This is a genomic window from Rathayibacter sp. VKM Ac-2803, assembly GCF_009807175.1.
Taxonomy (GTDB): Bacteria; Actinomycetota; Actinomycetes; order Actinomycetales; family Microbacteriaceae; genus Rathayibacter.
Genome location: NZ_WUCD01000001.1, coordinates 3,566,750 through 3,585,311, shown reverse-complemented (window position 1 = coordinate 3,585,311; position 18,562 = coordinate 3,566,750). Strand labels below are relative to the sequence as shown.

Sequence of the window (18,562 nt, the reverse complement as noted above, 5' to 3'; positions counted from 1 at the left end):
GCCAGGGGCCTCATGCACGTGCGCCAGGTGATCGGGACGGGAGTCCTCGATTCGTCAGAGTCCTCGGATCTCGATGATCGTCAGGGGACAAGGGGCGTTCTACGACGCGGGGGAGCGCAGTCTTCGCGCTCGCACCCCTCCACCCTAGTGGGTGCCGATCCATCCGCGCATGGCGGACTGCACGCGGGACCCGTCGACGTCGGCCAGCTTCATCCCCGCGAACTCCCTCGCCCAGTCCGAGGTCTGCACACGGAACGGCGCCTCGGCCGCCCTCAGGACCTGCAGGACCACGACGGCGACATCGGCGGGATCCTGGGCGTGCGTCGACGAGAACGCGGAGGCGGTGCGGTCGAGGTACGAGCCCAGCGAGTAGGCGTAGGGGCCGGCCTTCGCGACCATCGCGTGCACGTCGATCCCGACGTTCTCGACGAAGCTGCTGCGCACGGCTCCCGGCTCGATCAGCGAGACCTGCACACCGACGGCTCCGGCGACGGGTGCGAGCGCCTCGAAGAAGCCCTCGACCGCGAACTTGGCCGCGCAGTAGTCCTCGTTGAACGGCTGGCCCACGACGCCTCCGACGCTCGAGATCGTGACGACCCGGCCGCGGGAGGAGCGCAGCATCGGCATCGCGGCGCGGGTGACGGCGACCGTGCCGAAGAAGTTGACCTCCATCACCCGGCGGAGCTCCGCCGGTTCCTCGAGCTCGAGCGTGCCGATGTGCCCGGCGCCGGCGTTGTTCACGAGGGCGTCGAGCCCGCCGTGAGCACTCTCGACGTGCGCGAGGCAGGCGTCCACCGACGCGGAGTCGGTGACGTCCAGCGCGACGACGTCGAGGTCGACGCGGGCCTCCTCCGCGGCGGCGCGGAGGTCGGTGGCGCGCTCGGGGTCGCGGACGGTCGCGACCACCGTCCAGCCGGAGCGCGCGGCCTCGATCGCCGTCGCCCGGCCGATCCCGGTCGAGGTCCCGGTGACGAGGAGGACGGGTCGGGGCATGGTGTTCCTGCTCTCCGGCGCGGACGGCGCGCCGCTCGGAGGCTATCCATCCAGCCTCCGAGCGCGCCCAGGCGCAGCTGCTCAGCCCTTGTAGCGCTCCCCGACCGGCACCTCGACCGCGAGCGTGTTGCCCTGCTGCGCGAGCGGGCAGGCCCAGGCCGGGTCGTAGGCGCACGACGGGTTGTAGGCGAAGTTGAAGTCCAGCACGAGCGTCGACGGCGTCGATCCCGGACCGAGGTCGGCTCCCTTGACCGTGTCGAGGAGGTAGCGACCGCCCCCGTAGGTGCCGCCCGGCGTCCCCGCCAGCGCGTCCTTCACCGGCAGGAACAGCCCGCCGCCGTACGAGGCGAGCCGCCACACGTCGAGCGTGCCCGCCTGCGGCACGTCCACGGTGCCGACGAGCTCGAACGGGACGGTGCCGTCGGTGCCGGTGTCGACGTCCATCCGCACCGCCTCCTCGACGGGCGCGACCTCGAGCTCGAAGCGCCAGCCCGCGTCGTACGGTGCGACCGGCAGCGAGCGGAAGTGCGCGCGATCGCCCGGGAGCAGGGGAGTGGAGGGGTGGCGGGCGAACAGCGCATTGCGGCCGCGGATCCAGGAGGCGTGCGCGGCGAGCAGATCGACGTTCGAGAGTCGCCGCACCTCGGCGTAGATCGCCTGCACGTGGCGGCGCCAGTCGGAGACCTCGACGGCGGAGGCGAGGCGCCGGCGCGGCGACACGACGTCGTCCTCCGCCTCCTCCTCGCCCGAGGGCCAGCGGAAGCGCAGCAGCTCGCTGCGCGAGAGCTCGATCGCCTCTTCGGCGGTGCCGTCGGGGCTCATTCCGCCGCCTCCCCGCGCGGCCGGGCGTCCGCCCCGAGGTCGAGACGCCAGCTCGGTGCGAGGGCACGGATGCGGGTGCCGCGCCACTGCCAGAACGCCCACATCGACGGCCAGACCGCGAGCGAGGCGATCCCCGCGTCGAACTCGAGCCGGTCGCGGAAGAGCGTGCGACCGTCGGGCAGCGGCGCGACGGCCATCCGGTGGTCCCAGGCCGTGATCAGCCGGAGCGCCCCCGAGAGCGGCGCCCCGTTGTCGCGGAGGATCCGCACGTCGGGCATCGACGGCACGCGGCGGTAGGAGAGGTCGATCTCCTGCGCGCCCATCGGCACGATGCCGAGCGCGTCCATCGCCACGTCGTGCGGGCCGAGCCCCCACGTGGGGCGGAACCCGCCCTCGTCGAGCGAGGCCGCGGTCAGGAGGGGGGACATCACCTCGCGGAAGACCGCGGGACTCTGCAGCGCCCGCCAGGCGAAGTCGGGATCGGTGTCGAGCACGTGCTTCAGCATCACCTTCACAACCCCATCCTCCTCCGCCGATCGCCGGGCGGGAACCGGGTGCGCCGGACGGCGGTGACGTGTAGGAGCCCGCCCGATCGGTAGCGTGGCGGGGTGACCGACGCGCCCTCCGCCTTCGACCAGGCGACCTACCAGATCCGCTTCGACTGGGGAGCCCGCGCCCTGCGCACCCTCGCGCCCGCGCCCGTCACGGTGCTGGTCGACGCCCTGCCCGGAGCAGAGCTCGACCTCGATGCGGTCGAGGGGCACGTGGTCCGCGCAGGACTCGTCGACCGCTCGGCCGTCGCCCGCTGGGTGCTGGAGCGCCAGCACGAGAACGGCGGCCGCACGAGCGTGAACGTCGTCGCCGTCGGCGAGCTCGGCGAGGCGGGGGAGCCGCGCTTCGCGATGGAGGACCAGCTGGCCGCCGGCGCGCTGATCGACGCCCTGATCGCTCTGGGGATCGACCATGTCTCGCCGGAGGCGGCCGTCGCCTCCGCGTCCTTCGAGGGACTGCGCCGCGCGTGCGGTCACCTGCTCTCGGCGTCCGCCTCGGGCCGCGTGCTCATCGCCGCCGGGAAGGCCGACATCGTGCGGGAGGCGGCTCGCGTCGACTCGGCCGACCGCGTCACCGTCCTGCGGTCTCCGCGCTGACGGCCCCGGTTCGCACATCCTCCGGCAGATCGCACGCCCTCCTGCAGATCGCACGCCGGCGGCCCACCGGGCGTAGCGTCTCCCAGGGGCAGAGCCTCCGCCCGATCCGACCACGCGACCGAAAGCAGATCCGCATGAAAGCCGTTCTCAACGACGTCGTCCTCGCCGACGCGCCCGACTCCGACCTGATCTCGATCGAGGGCAACTGGTACTTCCCGCCCTCGAGCGTCGTGACCGACCTGCTCGAGCCGAGCGACACCCCGTACACCTGCCCCTGGAAGGGCGAGTGCCAGTACTTCTCGGTGCAGTCCGACGGCGGCCTGCTGAAGGACCGCGCCTGGTCGTACCCGCACCCCTACCCCACCGCGTTCGACCGCGTCGGCAAGGACTTCTCGGGCTACGTCGCGTTTTGGAAAGAGGTCAAGGTCGTCGACTGACGGCCTGGGCCTCGGCGGCGCGCCTGCGGTGCGCCCGCACCTTCGCCCGGTTCCCGCAGCGCTGCATCGAGCACCAGCGGCGGGAACCGGCGCGGGAGGTGTCGAGGTAGAGCATCCGGCAGTCCTCGGCGTCGCAGCGGCGCAGCCGGCCGGTGCTCGCGCCGCCCAGCAGCGCGACCGCTTGACGGGCGATGCTCGAGAGCGCCTGGCGCCCGTTCGCGCTCGAGCGACCGGCCTGCCGCGAGCCTCCCGGCAGTGACGGCGGGATGTCCGGCATCGCCGCGAACAGGTTCACGACGTCCACGTCCGCCGGCTCAGCGGGCTCGGACGCCTCGGCGGCGACGGCCAGCCGCGCCACGGCCTCTCGCAGCATCAGCGCGTCGGCGAGCCCGGCGCCGTCCCCCACTCCCTCGAACCGCTCCCGGAGCCACGCGGCCAGCGCGTCGCCGGAGCCCAGGCGCTCACCGGGTGCGCCGCGCATCGCGCCGGTGTAGGCGAAGTCGAGGGCTGTGCTCCCGGAGTCGAACCACCAGCGACGACCGTCGGCCTCCTCCAGCCACTGCCCGGCCGGGAGGGTCATCCGCGTTCCGCCGCGGGGACGACCCGCCGCCGCCACTGGATCTCGTTCGCCGCGTCGAAGCGGCGCGCGCACCTGCCGCAGGCGAGCGGCCGACTCGGGCGGCGATGGCGGTAGAAGAGGTGCCCGCTCGGGCAGCTGCCGACCCACGGCGCCAGCTCGTCGGCCGTCGGACTGCTGTGCGTGCGTGTCCCGGTGTAGCCGAGCCGGGAGGCGGTGCGGCGCCACTCCGCACCGTGTCCGGCCTTCGGGCCCGCGAGCGCGTGCGCGATCTCGTGCAGCAGGGTCTGCCGCACCTCCTCGTCGCTCCAGCGGGCGGCGAGGTGCCGCGACACCGTGATGCGACGGTCGCCCCAGTGGCAGGCGCCGGCGCGGGTGCGCGCGCGGTCGAAGGCGAAGCTCCACGACCCGTCGAGGTGCGCCGCGAGGAGCTCGTCGGCCCACGCGGCGACCTGCTCGAGCTCAGCCACGCGTCGCGTCCGGGCTCAGGACTCGTCGCCGTCGGCGCGCCGACGTCCGCGCAGGACGCCGTCGGCGCGGGGGGCCCTGGCCGACCCGTCCTGGAACTCGGTCGCGGCCGCGAAGCCGAGGCGCGCCACCTCGAGCTCCTCCTCGGGCACGCCGACCCGCTCGCCGAGCGCCGTCGCGGCGTCGAAGTCGCGAGCGGCGCGGCCGTACTCTCCGAGCTCGAAGAGGGTCAGCCCCCGGTGCTTCAGGGCGAGCGAGTGCTCGAGGTGCCACTCGTGGGTGCGCGCCTCCTCGACGCAGAGCGCGAGCTCGGAGAGCGCCTCGTCGGTGCGGCCGCGCAGCTGCATCAGACGCGCACGACGCACGCGCGCCGAGAGCAGCTCCGCGCGGTCGCCCGAGAACCGGGTGCGCCGGACCGCTTCGGTCGCGACCTCCCAGGCCTCGTCGACGCGGTCGAGCAGGCGCAGCAGCTCGGCCTTCTCGGTCAGCGCGGCGAGGCTGCGCAGCGCGCCGATCTCCTCGAGGCGCTGCTGGGCGGCGTCGACGTCGACCTCCTCGCGGAGCGTCGCAGGGTCATGGCGGATGATGATGCTCAGAGCAGTGCTTCCTCGAGGGGTGCGGATCCGGTCGCGAGCGACGGGGACGGGAGGGGCGCTGACCCCCTGGCCAGTTTACGGGCACGCTCGGCGGCGAGCGCCTGCCGGGCCGGTTCAGCCCCGGCGCACCTGGAAGATGCTGCGCGCGGGCAGCGGCGACGGCGTGGCGGTGTCGTCGGTGACGGGGACCGCGCCGGCCGTGAAGTTGTCGAGCTCGCGCCCCTGCACGAGCTTCGAGGGCGCGGGGTCGGAGGCGAGGCGCCGCGGCAGTGCGTCCACCGGCAGCGCAGAGGGGGAGGCGAGCATCACGACGTTGCCGAAGCGCTTCGCCTTCAGCATCTGCGTGTCGGTCATGATCGCGACGTGCGCGAAGACCGACGACAGGGTCGCCGCCTGCGCGCGGGCGAAGGCGAGCGCACCGCCGTCCGCGACGTTCACCGCGACCACGCCGCCGGGGGCGAGCAGCGGAGCGATCTCGCGGTAGAACTCCGCGCTCGTCACGTGCGCGGGAGTGCGCGCGCCCGAGAAGATGTCGACCACCACCACGTCGACGCTGCCGCGGAGCCCGGGTGGGAGCTTGCCCAGCACCTCGCGGGCATCGCCCTGACGGATGCGGATCTGCGCGCCGCGGGGCAGCGGCACCGCCTCCCGGACCAGGTCGACCAGAGCGCCCTCGATCTCGACGACCTGCTGCCGCGAGCCCGGCCGGGTCGCGGCGACGTACCGGGGGAGGGTGAGCGCCCCTGCGCCGAGGTGGAGCGCGGTGAGGGGCTCGCCCTCGGGGGCGAGCAGGTCGATGGCGTGGCCGATGCGCCGCACGTACTCGAAGGAGAGGTGCGTCGGATCGGCGAGGTCGACGTGCGACTGCGGGGTGCCGTCGACCACGAGGGTCACGGCGTCGGTCGAGTGCCGGTCGGGCTCGATCTGCGCGAGGAAGCCGCTGTCGAGGACGGCGCGCGGGTGCTCGGAGTCGTCGCCTCGTCGTCGTCCGCTGCGCTCCTGCATCCGGACAGTCTGCCTGCTGCTCGGGCTCCCGGGGCTCACTCCCCCCGGGCCGGTGCGGGGCCGTATACCCGACCGGCGCGCACCGCGCAAGGATCAGCACTTGCGTTGCGCCACCGCTTGCACCTATATTTGTACTTTGCGCTCCCGAGTACCCATGCCGTCATATTGCGGTCGGCAGGTCACCGGAACCCGACATCAGATGGTGGATGTCGTTGCCACACTCTAGCCCCCTCCCCGAGACCGCGTGAAAGCGGTCGCTGCGGCGCTGGGAGGAGTGTCGGCCCGCCCGGCGGGAGCCCACTCCACACATCCCACAGATTGAGACCCGCGAGGGTCTACGGAGGTTCCTTCCTTGGCTGCTGCGCCCCACGCAACCACCACCTCACCCAAGAACGGACGCGGAGCCTCGCGTCTCTCGTTCGCCAAGATCAGCGACACCCTGACGGTTCCGGATCTGCTCGCACTGCAGACCGAGAGCTTCGACTGGCTCGTCGGCTCGGAGGCGTGGAAGACCCGCGTCACCGAGGCGAAGGCCGCCGGCCGGGAGGACCTCCCCGCCAACTCCGGTCTGGACGAGATCTTCGAGGAGATCTCGCCGATCGAGGACCTCAGCGAGACGATGCAGCTGAGCTTCACGAACCCGTACCTCGAGCCCGAGAAGTACACGATCGAGGAGTGCAAGGAGCGCGGCAAGACCTACGCGGCTCCCCTCTACGTCGAGGCCGAGTTCATGAACCACCTCACGGGTGAGATCAAGACCCAGACGGTCTTCATGGGCGACTTCCCGCTGATGACCGAGAAGGGCACGTTCATCATCAACGGCACCGAGCGTGTCGTCGTGTCCCAGCTCGTCCGCAGCCCGGGCGTCTACTTCGAGCGCCAGCAGGAGAAGACGTCCGACAAGGACATCTACTCGGCTCGCGTCATCCCGAGCCGCGGTGCCTGGCTCGAGTTCGAGATCGACAAGCGCGACCAGGTCGGCGTGCGCATCGACCGCAAGCGCAAGCAGTCGGTCACCGTCTTCCTCAAGGCCCTCGGCCTCACCAGCGAGGAGATCCTCGAGCAGTTCGCCGGCTACGAGTCGATCGAGCTCACGCTCGAGAAGGACAACATCCTCACCAAGGAGGACGCTCTCCGCGACATCTACCGCAAGCTCCGTCCGGGCGAGCAGGTCGCCGCCGAGGCCGCCCGCGCGCTGCTGGACAACTTCTACTTCAACTCCAAGCGCTACGACCTCGCGAAGGTCGGCCGCTACAAGATCAACCGCAAGCTCGGCATCGACAAGGCGCTCTCCGACTCCGTGCTGACGGTCGAGGACATCATCGCGACCATCAAGTACCTGGTCGCGCTGCACGACGGCCGCACCACCCTGCCGGGTGTGCGCGACTCCGCGCCGGTCGAGCTCCGCCTCGACGTCGACGACATCGACCACTTCGGCAACCGCCGCATCCGCGCGGTCGGCGAGCTGATCCAGAACCAGGTCCGCACCGGACTGTCCCGCATGGAGCGCGTCGTCCGCGAGCGCATGACCACGCAGGACATCGAGGCGATCACGCCGCAGACCCTGATCAACGTCCGCCCCGTCGTGGCCGCGATCAAGGAGTTCTTCGGGACGTCGCAGCTGTCGCAGTTCATGGACCAGAACAACCCGCTCGCGGGTCTGACCCACAAGCGCCGCCTCTCGGCGCTCGGCCCCGGTGGTCTCTCCCGTGAGCGCGCCGGCGTCGAGGTCCGCGACGTCCACCCGTCGCACTACGGACGCATGTGCCCGATCGAGACCCCCGAGGGCCCGAACATCGGCCTGATCGGCTCGCTCGCGTCCTTCGCGCGCATCAACTCGTTCGGCTTCATCGAGACCCCGTACCGCAAGGTCGTCGACGGTCTCGTCACGTCGCAGATCGACTACCTCACCGCCTCGGAGGAGGACGAGTACCTGGTCGCGCAGGCGAACGCCCCGCTGACCAAGGACTTCCACTTCGCCGAGCCCAAGGTGCTCGTCCGCCCCAAGGGCGGAGAGGTCGAGCTCGTCGACGCCGGCCGCGTCGACTACATGGACGTCTCCCCGCGCCAGATGGTGTCGGTCGCGACGTCGCTGATCCCGTTCCTCGAGCACGACGACGCGAACCGCGCCCTCATGGGAGCGAACATGCAGCGTCAGGCCGTCCCGCTGCTGCGCAGCGAGTCGCCCGTGGTCGGCACCGGCATGGAGGGCTTCGCAGCCATCGACGCCGGCGACGTCATCACGGCCGACAAGGCCGGCGTGGTCCAGGAGGTCTCCGCCGACACCGTCACCGTCCAGCTGGACGAGGGCGGCACGCAGGTCTACTACCTGCGCAAGTTCGACCGCTCCAACCAGGGCACCTCGTACAACAACCGCGTGGTCGTCTCGGCCGGCGAGCGTCTCGAGGTCGGCGAGATCGTCGCCGACGGCCCCGCGACCGAGAACGGCGAGCTCGCGCTCGGCAAGAACCTGCTCGTCGCGTTCATGCCGTGGGAGGGTCACAACTTCGAGGACGCGATCATCCTCAGCCAGAACCTGGTGAAGGACGACGTCCTCTCCTCGATCCACATCGAGGAGTACGAGGTCGACGCCCGCGACACCAAGCTCGGCAAGGAGGAGATCACCCGCGATCTCCCCAACGTCAGCCCGGAGCTCCTGGCCGACCTCGACGAGCGCGGCATCATCCGCATCGGCGCCGAGGTCCGCCCCGGCGACATCCTCGTCGGCAAGGTCACGCCCAAGGGCGAGACCGAGCTCTCGGCCGAGGAGCGCCTGCTCCGCGCGATCTTCAACGAGAAGAGCCGCGAGGTCCGCGACACGTCGCTCAAGGTGCCCCACGGCGAGCGCGGCACGATCATCGGCGTCAAGGTGTTCGACGCGCAGGACGGCGACGACGAGCTCGGCTCGGGCGTCAACCAGCGCGTGGTCGTCTACATCGCCCAGAAGCGCAAGATCACCGAGGGCGACAAGCTCGCCGGCCGCCACGGCAACAAGGGCGTCATCTCGAAGATCCTGCCGGTCGAGGACATGCCCTTCCTGGTCGACGGCACCCCGGTCGACATCGTGCTCAACCCGCTCGGCGTCCCCGGTCGCATGAACTTCGGCCAGGTCCTCGAGATCCACCTCGGCTGGATCGCGAAGCAGGGCTGGAAGGTCGAGGGTCAGCCCGAGTGGGCCGCGCGTCTCCCCGAGCACGCCCGTGAGGCGGCGCCCGGCACCAAGGTCGCGACCCCCGTGTTCGACGGTGCGGCGGAGGAGGAGCTCGCAGGGCTCCTCGACTCCACCACCCCGACCCGCGACGGTGAGCGCCTGATCGGCTCGTCCGGCAAGACGCAGCTGTTCGACGGCCGCTCGGGAGAGCCCTTCCCGGACCCGGTCTCGGTCGGCTACATGTACATCCTGAAGCTGCACCACCTCGTCGACGACAAGATCCACGCGCGCTCGACGGGCCCGTACTCGATGATCACCCAGCAGCCGCTCGGTGGTAAGGCGCAGTTCGGTGGGCAGCGCTTCGGCGAGATGGAGGTGTGGGCCCTCGAGGCCTACGGCGCCGCCTACGCCCTGCAGGAGCTCCTCACCATCAAGTCCGACGACATCCTCGGCCGCGTGAAGGTGTACGAGGCCATCGTCAAGGGTGAGAACATCCAGGAGCCGGGCATCCCGGAGTCCTTCAAGGTGCTCATCAAGGAGATGCAGTCCCTGTGCCTGAACGTCGAGGTCCTCTCGGCGGACGGCACCGCGGTCAGCCTGCGCGACACCGATGACGAGGTCTACCGCGCTGCGGAAGAGCTCGGCATCAACATCTCCTCCCGGTTCGAGTCGTCCTCGGTCGACGACATCTGATCCGCGCCAGCATCTGACGACCTCCCGTCTCTGACGAGACACCCTGTTTTCCGACAAGGAGAAAACATTGCTCGACGTAACAACTTTTGACGAGCTGCGCATCGGCCTCGCGACGGCCGATGACATCCGTCGCTGGTCGCACGGTGAAGTGAAGAAGCCCGAGACCATCAACTACCGCACCCTGAAGCCCGAGAAGGACGGTCTGTTCGGCGAGCAGATCTTCGGACCCTCGCGCGACTGGGAGTGCTCCTGCGGCAAGTACAAGCGAGTCCGCTTCAAGGGCATCGTCTGCGAGCGCTGCGGCGTCGAGGTCACCAAGTCCTCGGTCCGCCGCGAGCGGATGGGCCACATCGAGCTCGCCGCCCCCGTCACCCACATCTGGTACTTCAAGGGCGTCCCCTCGCGCCTCGGATACCTGCTGGACATGGCGCCGAAGGACCTCGAGAAGGTCATCTACTTCGCGGCGTACATGATCATCGACGTGGACGACGACGGCCGTCACGCCGACATGCCCGGCCTCGAGAACGAGCTCCGGCTCGAGATCAAGACCCTCTCGGACCAGCGCGACTCCCGCATCGCGGACCGGCTGGCACGCCTCGAGACCGACCTCGCCGCCCTCGAGGCGGAAGGCGCGAAGAGCGACCAGAAGCGCCGCACCAAGGACGGCGCCGAGAAGGAGATGGGCCAGATCCGCAAGTCCTTCGACGAGGACATCGCGCGGCTCGAGAGCGTGTGGGAGCAGTTCCGCACCCTCAAGGTCGGCGACCTCAAGCCCGAGGACGCGGTCTTCAACGAGCTCGTCGACCGGTACGGCGTCTACTTCGAGGCCTACATGGGCGCCGAGGCGATCAAGAAGCGCCTCGAGCAGTTCGACCTCCAGGCCGAGGCCGAGACGCTGCACCTGCAGATCGCCGAGGGCAAGGGTCAGAAGAAGATCCGCGCCATCAAGCGCCTGCGCGTCGTCAACTCGTTCCTCGCGACCGGCAACTCGCCGGCGGCGATGGTCCTCGACGTGGTCCCGGTCATCCCGCCGGAGCTGCGCCCGATGGTCCAGCTCGACGGTGGCCGCTTCGCCACCTCCGACCTGAACGACCTCTACCGTCGCGTGATCAACCGCAACAACCGCCTCCGCCGCCTGCTCGACCTCGGTGCTCCCGAGATCATCGTGAACAACGAGAAGCGCATGCTCCAGGAGGCGGTGGACGCCCTCTTCGACAACGGCCGTCGCGGTCGTCCCGTCACCGGTACCGGCAACCGCGCCCTGAAGTCCCTGAGCGACATGCTCAAGGGAAAGCAGGGTCGCTTCCGCCAGAACCTGCTCGGCAAGCGTGTCGACTACTCGGGCCGCTCGGTCATCATCGTCGGCCCGCAGCTCAAGCTGCACCAGTGCGGTCTGCCCAAGCAGATGGCTCTGGAGCTGTTCAAGCCGTTCGTCATCAAGCGCCTGATCGATCTGTCGCACGCGCAGAACATCAAGGCCGCCAAGCGCATGGTGGAGCGCTCGCGCCCGCAGGTCTGGGACGTGCTCGAGGAGATCATCCGCGAGCGCCCCGTCCTGCTCAACCGCGCGCCCACGCTGCACCGACTCGGCATCCAGGCCTTCGAGCCCCAGCTGGTCGAGGGCAAGGCGATCCAGCTGCACCCGCTCGTCTGCGCCGCGTTCAACGCGGACTTCGACGGCGACCAGATGGCCGTCCACCTGCCGCTGTCCGTCGAGGCCCAGGCCGAGGCGCGCATCCTGATGCTCGCGTCGAACAACATCCTCAAGCCCTCCGACGGCCGCCCGGTCACCCTGCCCACGCAGGACATGATCATCGGCCTCCACCACCTGACGACCATCCGCGAGGGTGGCGCCGGTGAGGGACGTGCGTTCTCCTCGGTCTCCGAGGCGATCCTCGCGAAGGACCAGGGCTCGCTGCACCTGAACTCGAAGGTGAAGATCCGCATGTCGGAGGTCTTCTTCGCCCAGGGTCAGGCCCCCGAGGGCGTCGAGATCGACGAGACCGGCAAGGTCACCGTGCCGGTCCTGCTCGACACGACGCTCGGCCGCGCCCTCTTCAACGAGGCGCTGCCGGTCGACTACCCCTACTTCGAGCAGGTCGCCGACAAGACGACCATCTCCGGGATCGTCAACGACCTCGCGGAGCGCTACCCGAAGGTGGAGGTCGCCGCCTCGCTCGACCGGATCAAGGACGCCGGCTTCTACTGGGCCACGCGCTCCGGAGTCACCGTCGCGCTGTCCGACATCCTGACCCCGCCGTCGAAGCCGCAGATCATCGCGGGCTACGAGAAGCGCGCGGCCAAGGTCGAGTCGGAGTTCGAGAAGGGTCTCATCACCCAGCCCGAGCGTCGCCAGGAGCTCGTGAAGGTCTGGACCGAGGCGACCGACGAGGTCGCCAAGGCCATGCGCGCGAACTTCCCCGTCGACAACACCATCAACCGCATGGTCACCTCCGGTGCCCGTGGTAACTGGCTGCAGGTGCGCAACATCGCCGGTATGCGCGGCCTGGTGAACAACCCGAAGGGCGAGATCATCGCCCGACCGATCATCTCCTCGTACCGCGAGGGCCTGTCGGTCGCCGAGTACTTCATCGCCACGCACGGTGCCCGCAAGGGTCTGGCCGACACCGCGCTCCGCACGGCCGACTCCGGCTACCTGACGCGTCGACTCGTCGACGTCTCGCAGGACGTCATCATCCGCGAGGACGACTGCGGCACCACGAAGGGCCTCGAACTGCCGATCATGCTCCAGGACGCCACCGGCGCCTGGTCGCAGGACTCGAACGTCGAGAACTCGGTCTACGCCCGTTCGCTCGCCACCCCGGCGACGAACGAGGCCGGCGAGGTCATCGCCGAGGCCGGCGAGGACGTGGGCGACGTGCTCATCGAGAAGCTGGTCGGAGCCGGGGTGCGCCACATCAAGGTGCGCTCGGTCCTGACCTGCGAGTCCGCCGTCGGCGTCTGCGCGGCCTGCTACGGCCGCTCGCTCGCCACCGGCAAGCTCGTCGACATCGGAGAGGCCGTCGGCATCATCGCGGCCCAGTCGATCGGCGAGCCCGGCACTCAGCTCACGATGCGCACCTTCCACACCGGTGGATCGGCCTCGGCCGACGACATCACGCAGGGTCTTCCCCGCGTGCAGGAGCTCTTCGAGGCCCGCACCCCCAAGGGCGCGTCGCCGATCGCGGAGGCCGCCGGTCGCATCACGATCGAGGACACCGACCGTGCCCGCCGCGTCATCCTCCAGCCCGACAACGGCGACGAGGCGGTCATCTACCCGGTGCTCAAGCGCTCGCAGCTGCTCGTCGAGGACGGCCAGTCGGTCACCCTCGGACAGCAGCTGCACGTCGGAACGGTCGACCCCAAGGAGGTCCTGCGCGTGCTGGGCGTCCGCGAGGTCCAGAAGCACCTGGTCGGAGGCGTCCAGGGCGTCTACCGCTCGCAGGGTGTGCCGATCCACGACAAGCACATCGAGGTCATCGTCCGTCAGATGCTCCGCAAGGTCACCGTCGTCGACCACGGCGACACCGACCTGCTCCCGGGCGAGCTCGTCGACCGCTCGCGCTACAGCGACGTCAACCGCGCCGCTCTGACCGAGGGCAAGCGCACCGCCTCGGCACGTCAGGAGGTCATGGGCATCACCAAGGCGTCGCTGGCCACCGAGTCGTGGCTGTCGGCCGCGTCCTTCCAGGAGACCACCCGCGTCCTGACGCAGGCGGCCATGGAGGGCAAGCGCGACCCGCTGCTGGGCCTGAAGGAGAACGTGATCATCGGAAAGCTGATCCCGGCCGGTACCGGTCTCCCGAAGTACCGCAACGTGTCGGTCGAGGCGACGGAGGAGGCGAAGGCCGAGCGGTACCCCAACCGCATCTTCGCCGACGATGCGGCGTTCAGCGACGCTGACCTGTCGTTCGTCGACTTCGACTCGTTCTCGAGCGACGGCTACGAGCCCGGCAACTACAGCTGAGCTCGCTGACCTGAGACGAAGGCCCCGCCGGGAGACCGGCGGGGCCTTCGTCGTCCCCGGGCGCTCGGCCGTCGACCGTTCGGATTGGGGTCGCCCTTACTGGGGGTGATCGAATCGTGATGTACTCTCCTGCGGTCGTCCCCGGGGTGCTTGACTCTTCTGGCGCTCGCCGGGCCGGTACCCGTCCGTCCTGCCGGAGACGCAGCGGTGAGGAAACGCGCGGATGAGATTCGTGGTCGTCGTGCTGGCCGCCCTTCTCGCGGTGGTCGGTGCCGTCGTGGTGCCCGGAAGCCCCGCAGCCGCCGCGATCACGGAGCCGCCCGCATCCTGCGGAGTGGCCCAGCTGGCGCCCGTGCTCGCCGGCGACGACGTCGACTCCGCTGCCCGGGCCTCCGTCGTGCCGATCCTCCTCCTGCACGGCTGGCTGGGCACCGCGACCCACGACGAGGGCCGCACCGGCGCCTTCTCGCACCTGGTCGACCTGATCGCGCCGAACGGAGTCGACGAGCCCGTCACCACCTCGCAGCGCTCGATGGTCGGGATGCTGCAGGAGATCGACGGCTCGGCCGTCTACACCTTCGACTACCGCGACCTCGCGGCCCGCTGGGTCACCGACCCCGGGATCGCCGACGCCCTCGCCTCCTCGCTCGACTGCCTCACGCGGGCGACCGGCAACCGGGCGATCGTCGTCGCCCACTCGATGGGCGGGCTCGCGGCCCGGCAGGCGCTGAGCCAGAGCGTCGACGGCGTGCCGGTCGAGTCGATGGTGTCCGACGTCATCACCTTCGGCACGCCGAACACGGGATCGGACCTCGCCAAGCGGCTCGGCGAGATCATCGACTCGACCGGCACGGTCAGTCCGGCCGTCGTCGCGGGGCTCGAGCCGCAGAGCCGTCTCGGGATCTCCGCCCTCCTCGCCTCGTGCGGCGAGGCCGCCTCCGAGGACGCCTCGCGGGCGGGGAAGTGCACCGGCATGCCGATGATCGACGCGCTCTCGTCGCAGGCCGGGATCGCGATGCGCACGGGCTCGATCGAGCTCGGCGAGCTCCCGCCGTGGCCCCCCGGCATCCACGTCGTCGCTCTCGCGGGCGACATCAAGGTGACGGTGGCGGCGATGCTCGGCACGCGCGTCGGCGTCGTCGATCTGGGCGACATCATCGTCGGCAACCCGTCGGCCGAGGCGGGAGTCGACGAGTACTTCGTCTCGACCTGCCGGTACACGCTGCTGTCGATGCCCGACGTGCCGGCCGTGATCGCCGAGCTGAACCCGCTCGCGCGGCTCGGAGACGCGCTGCGCTTCTCGGCGATGGTCGTCGCGATCGACGCGAGCCCCTGCCACCACGCGAAGCTGATGCGCAACGTCGAGCTCGCAGGTCATGCGGGGGCGGAGGCGACCTCGGCGGTCGCGGCCACTCTCGCCCTCCCGCGCCCCGGCGCGGCCGAGACTCCGTCGCTCCGCCGCGCTCCGCTGTCGGACGACGTGCGCCGTCGGCCGGTGCGCTGACCGGGCGCGACGCGACATGATGTCTCCAACTTTGACCTGCTGAGAGAAGGCGCCTACGTTCGAAGAGGCCGATGGGGCGGCCGCCTGGGGGACAGGCAGCGCGGCCCGCGCGGCTCTCGAGCCGATCGCGGGCCGCGCCCGTCACGCTGCCGACGCCGGCGAGCCTCCGCTCCCGCTACGCTCCAGGGAGCGAGGCCGCGACGATCCGGCCTCCGCGCACCCTTCCGCCGGAGACCGCATGAGCCGCAGCACCGACCCGACCGATCCTCCGCGCCGCACGTCGCGTCTCAGCCGGGAGCAGGTCAGGGCCCGGCTCCTGGACACGGCGCTCGGCGTGGTCCGCACCGAGGGGCTGCGCGTGGGGGTGTCCCACCTCGCGCTCGAGGACGTCATCAAGGCTGCGGACGTCCCGCGCAGCACGGTCTACCGGATCTGGCCGACGCGCCAGGCCTTCTACGACGAGCTCGTCGCGGTGATCCCCGAGCGGATCCTCTCGACCCGCCTCGACCAGCCCGCGCTCACGGTCGGCGACTCCTACCTCCACCGGCACGTCGGCGAGTCGGTCTCGCCCGAGCGGCAGCGCGAGATCCTGGTCGAGTCGGTCGCCGTGGCGATCGGCGTCAACTACGAGAACACCTTCTCGTCGCAGCACTGGCGCAACTTCGTGGCTCTCGCCGGATCGGTCGACGCCTACGACGAGCCGGCCCGCACGGCCATCACGGAGGCGCTGCGCAAGCGCCAGGTCCACTTCATCGACAACATGGCCAAGTACTACGAGCACACCTTCTCGGAGCTCGGGCTGCGGGTGCGCCCCGGGCTGGGCGGCTACGCCGTGCTCGCCTCCGCGATCTGCTCGTACATCGAGGGGCTCTGCGTCGCGCGGATCGCGGCGCCCGAGCTCGTCACCGGACCCCTCGACGGAGACGGATCGCCCTCGCTGGTCGTCACCGGCGTCCTGATGCTGATCGACGGGTTCACCGAGCCGATCCCGGCGGGAGCCGATGCGCCCTAGTCGGCGACCGGCTCGAGCATCCCCTCGACGATCGAGCGGATCGTGTAGGCGGCGAGGTGCCACGGCACCGGCTCCCCGTCGAGGCCGGGGGCGAGCACGACCGAGTCGAGGTCGTCGCCGATCAGCCGGCCGCGGTGGGCGAGTCCGTCGACGACGATCGAGGTCAGGTGGGCGAGCTGGAGCGTCGAGAAGCCGGGCCGGAGGGTGCCGCTGAACATCTCGAGCATCTCCTGGTAGAAGCCCTCCATCCGGTGGGTCAGCATGGACTCGATCCGGCGGGCGGTGGCCTGCACGGCCTCGCGGGCCGGGCCCTCCTCCATCGAGAAGGTGCAGGCGAGCAGAGCATTGTACGAGGCCCAGTCGACGGAGCTGCGCAGGGTCTCGATGTTCGAGTTGGCGCCGATCCGGATCATCTCCCAGGCGACCGCGCGCCGGCCCGCCGCCGTGGCGAGGTGGTGGGAGGAGTTCTCGTACACCTCGCGCATCACCGCCATCGCGTCCGGGTCCGCCCCGTCGGCGAAGCGGTCGCGCACGAACACCTCGCCGATGAGATCGGCGACGAACTCCTCGCGCGTGCTCCAGATCCGGTAGACGGAGCTGCGCGGCACGCCGGCGAGGCGGATGTACTCCTCCATCGGCAGGTGCGCGAATCCGACGGTCAGCCCTCTGACCGCGATGACCTCGCGAGCAGCGCCGATCATGCGGGTGCGCACCTGGTCCGCGGGGATCCGCTTGGCGCGCGGGAGTCGGGCGTCGTCGTCGTCCATCGTGAGAAGGAGACTAACTCCCTCTCAGCGGCCGCGCACGGTCCTGCGAGGGCGATCGCGCTCCCGGAACATCGGCCGCGTCGAGACTCGATGTCCTCTCCTGTACCACGGAGCCGCACGCTTCGGTACGGTCCAATCGGATGCGGACCCGAACCCCGTCCACGAGGGGTGTTCCGTGCCTGATCGCGAGCAGTTCGCTCTGACCGTCGTCGACGGTCTCCCCATCGAGCGCGCGGCTGTGCTCGCTCTGCTCTCCCACTCCCTCCCGCAGTTCCCGGCGGTCGACGAGCGCGTCGGAGCGCCGCCTCCGCCCGCCGACACCGTCGTGATCCTCGACCTCGATCGTGTCGCTCCCGGCGAGCTGACCGCGACGCTCGCCGAGCTCGCGGACCGCTACCGGGGCGTCGTCGCGCTCTCGGCCTCCAACGCCCTCGACGAGATCCGCGCGGTGCTGCGGTCCGAGCGCGCGGCCTTCGTCTGGAAGGGCGACGACCCGGGCGAGCTGGTCGCGGCGATCGTCTCGGTGGGCTCCGGCCGGTCCTGGATCTCGGAGGGGGCGCGCCGCCGCTTCCTGTCCGCGGGGGCGGACCGCAGGCCCGTCCTCAGCCCGCAGGAGAGCCGGGTCATGCGGGCCTACGGCGGAGGTGCGGCCGTCAAGACCGTCGCGCTCGAGATGCGGATCGCGGAGCACACAGTCCGCACCTACATCAAGCGGATCAAGACGAAGTACCTCGAGGCCGGGGTCGCGCTGGAGTCACGGGTCGACTTCTACCGCAACCTCGACGGCCACGACGTCGCGCGCAGGAACGGCGGCGACCGGGTGCGGCCCCGTCTCCAGGAGACGGTCGGCCACCCGAGCGGCGAGCGGACCGCGTGAGGCGAGCAGGATCGCGTTCCCCGCGCTCCGGTGCTCGGCGAACGACAGCGAGCCGATCGCGGTGACGCAGGCCAGCAGCTCCGCCAGCACGGCGCGGAGCCGCTCGAGCCGCCGGTGGTCCCAGTCGTCGGCCACGTTGACGGCGAGCAGGCCCTCCTCGTCGACGCGCTCGGCGAGGCGAGCGAGGACGTCCGGTCGGTAGAACGCCTCCGGGATCTCGTCGCCGTCGTAGACGTCGAGCACGACGAGGTCGGCGAGCAGCGGAGGAGGCGCCGCGGCGTCGCCGGTGACGACGCGGAGCCGAGCCCCGGCGGGGAGGGGCGCGTGGGCGAGGACGAAGTCGACGAGCCCCACGGCGTTCTCGACGACCGTCTGCTCGGAGCCGGGCCGCGACCACTCCGAGTACCGCGCGAGCGAGAGCGCCCCCGCGCCGAGGTGCAGGATGCGCACGGTGTCGCCGGGCGGGGCCACCGCGTCGACGACGGCGCCGAGCCGGGCCATGTACTCGAGGTCGAGTGCCGCCGGCGAGCGCGGATCGATCAGCG

General features: G+C 70.7%; 15 protein-coding genes. 7 read left to right on the top strand and 8 right to left on the bottom strand.

Annotation, left to right across the window (positions count from 1 at the left end):
• Window positions 1-144 precede the first annotated feature (144 nt).
• The 3 genes from GRS96_RS16840 to GRS96_RS16830 form a co-directional block, all read right to left on the bottom strand.
• Window positions 145-993 carry an SDR family oxidoreductase gene (locus tag GRS96_RS16840; RefSeq protein WP_159989011.1) on the bottom strand — a complete coding sequence of 283 codons (849 nt, stop codon included), beginning with the start codon at window positions 991-993 and terminating at the stop codon, window positions 145-147.
• Between the two features lie 81 nt (window positions 994-1,074).
• Window positions 1,075-1,815 (bottom strand): DUF1684 domain-containing protein, encoded by a 741-nt coding sequence (locus GRS96_RS16835; RefSeq protein WP_159989010.1) that lies wholly within the window; start codon window positions 1,813-1,815, stop codon window positions 1,075-1,077.
• Window positions 1,812-2,330 (bottom strand): hypothetical protein, encoded by a 519-nt coding sequence (locus GRS96_RS16830; RefSeq protein WP_159989009.1) that lies wholly within the window; start codon window positions 2,328-2,330, stop codon window positions 1,812-1,814. Before GRS96_RS16830 ends, GRS96_RS16835 begins: the two co-directional genes overlap by 4 nt.
• Window positions 2,331-2,423: 93 nt before the next feature.
• On the opposite strand from GRS96_RS16830, the gene GRS96_RS16825 reads away from it, so the two are divergent.
• Window positions 2,424-2,963: a 2-phosphosulfolactate phosphatase gene (locus GRS96_RS16825; protein WP_159852460.1), complete on the top strand. Its 540-nt coding sequence runs from the start codon at window positions 2,424-2,426 to the stop codon at window positions 2,961-2,963.
• Window positions 2,964-3,097: 134 nt separating this feature from the next.
• Window positions 3,098-3,400: a DUF427 domain-containing protein gene (locus GRS96_RS16820; protein WP_159852458.1), complete on the top strand. Its 303-nt coding sequence runs from the start codon at window positions 3,098-3,100 to the stop codon at window positions 3,398-3,400.
• Here the strand turns inward: GRS96_RS16820 and GRS96_RS16815 are convergent.
• The 4 genes from GRS96_RS16815 to GRS96_RS16800 all read right to left on the bottom strand — a co-directional run bounded on the left by GRS96_RS16815 (window position 3,384) and on the right by GRS96_RS16800 (window position 6,046).
• Window positions 3,384-3,980, bottom strand: a complete 597-nt coding sequence (locus tag GRS96_RS16815) for a CGNR zinc finger domain-containing protein (RefSeq protein ID WP_236553650.1) — start codon at window positions 3,978-3,980, stop codon at window positions 3,384-3,386. The two genes, GRS96_RS16820 and GRS96_RS16815, sit on opposite strands and share 17 nt — an antisense overlap.
• Window positions 3,977-4,447 (bottom strand): SprT-like domain-containing protein, encoded by a 471-nt coding sequence (locus tag GRS96_RS16810; RefSeq protein ID WP_159989008.1) that lies wholly within the window; start codon window positions 4,445-4,447, stop codon window positions 3,977-3,979. The genes GRS96_RS16815 and GRS96_RS16810 overlap by 4 nt, the downstream gene beginning before the upstream one ends.
• A gap of 15 nt (window positions 4,448-4,462) precedes the next feature.
• Window positions 4,463-4,810, bottom strand: coding sequence for a hypothetical protein (locus tag GRS96_RS20505; protein ID WP_204162102.1), 348 nt, complete (start codon window positions 4,808-4,810; stop codon window positions 4,463-4,465).
• A 345-nt stretch (window positions 4,811-5,155) separates the two neighbouring features.
• The gene (locus tag GRS96_RS16800; protein ID WP_159989007.1) at window positions 5,156-6,046 is read right to left on the bottom strand and encodes a spermidine synthase; all 891 of its coding nucleotides are present in this window, start codon (window positions 6,044-6,046) and stop codon (window positions 5,156-5,158) included.
• Window positions 6,047-6,398: 352 nt separating this feature from the next.
• Between GRS96_RS16800 and rpoB the strand changes: the two genes are divergently transcribed.
• The 4 genes from rpoB (at window position 6,399) to GRS96_RS16780 (ending at window position 16,373) form a co-directional block, all read left to right on the top strand.
• Window positions 6,399-9,890, top strand: a complete 3,492-nt coding sequence (gene rpoB, locus GRS96_RS16795; RefSeq protein WP_159852452.1) for a DNA-directed RNA polymerase subunit beta — start codon at window positions 6,399-6,401, stop codon at window positions 9,888-9,890.
• A gap of 67 nt (window positions 9,891-9,957) precedes the next feature.
• Complete coding sequence (locus tag GRS96_RS16790; RefSeq protein WP_159989006.1) at window positions 9,958-13,857, top strand: DNA-directed RNA polymerase subunit beta'; 3,900 nt, start codon at window positions 9,958-9,960, stop codon at window positions 13,855-13,857.
• A gap of 223 nt (window positions 13,858-14,080) precedes the next feature.
• A complete protein-coding gene (locus tag GRS96_RS16785) occupies window positions 14,081-15,361 on the top strand; it encodes an esterase/lipase family protein (protein ID WP_159989005.1) in 1,281 nt (426 codons plus the stop codon).
• 238 nt (window positions 15,362-15,599) lie between these two features.
• Window positions 15,600-16,373 (top strand): TetR/AcrR family transcriptional regulator, encoded by a 774-nt coding sequence (locus tag GRS96_RS16780; protein WP_159852446.1) that lies wholly within the window; start codon window positions 15,600-15,602, stop codon window positions 16,371-16,373.
• Here GRS96_RS16780 and GRS96_RS16775 read toward each other — a convergent pair.
• Window positions 16,370-17,140 carry a hypothetical protein gene (locus GRS96_RS16775; protein ID WP_159852444.1) on the bottom strand — a complete coding sequence of 257 codons (771 nt, stop codon included), beginning with the start codon at window positions 17,138-17,140 and terminating at the stop codon, window positions 16,370-16,372. The two genes, GRS96_RS16780 and GRS96_RS16775, sit on opposite strands and share 4 nt — an antisense overlap.
• A gap of 175 nt (window positions 17,141-17,315) precedes the next feature.
• Between GRS96_RS16775 and GRS96_RS16770 the strand changes: the two genes are divergently transcribed.
• On the top strand, window positions 17,316-18,017 hold the full coding sequence (locus GRS96_RS16770; protein ID WP_159989004.1) for a LuxR C-terminal-related transcriptional regulator: 702 nt from the start codon (window positions 17,316-17,318) through the stop codon (window positions 18,015-18,017).
• Window positions 18,018-18,562 lie beyond the last annotated feature (545 nt).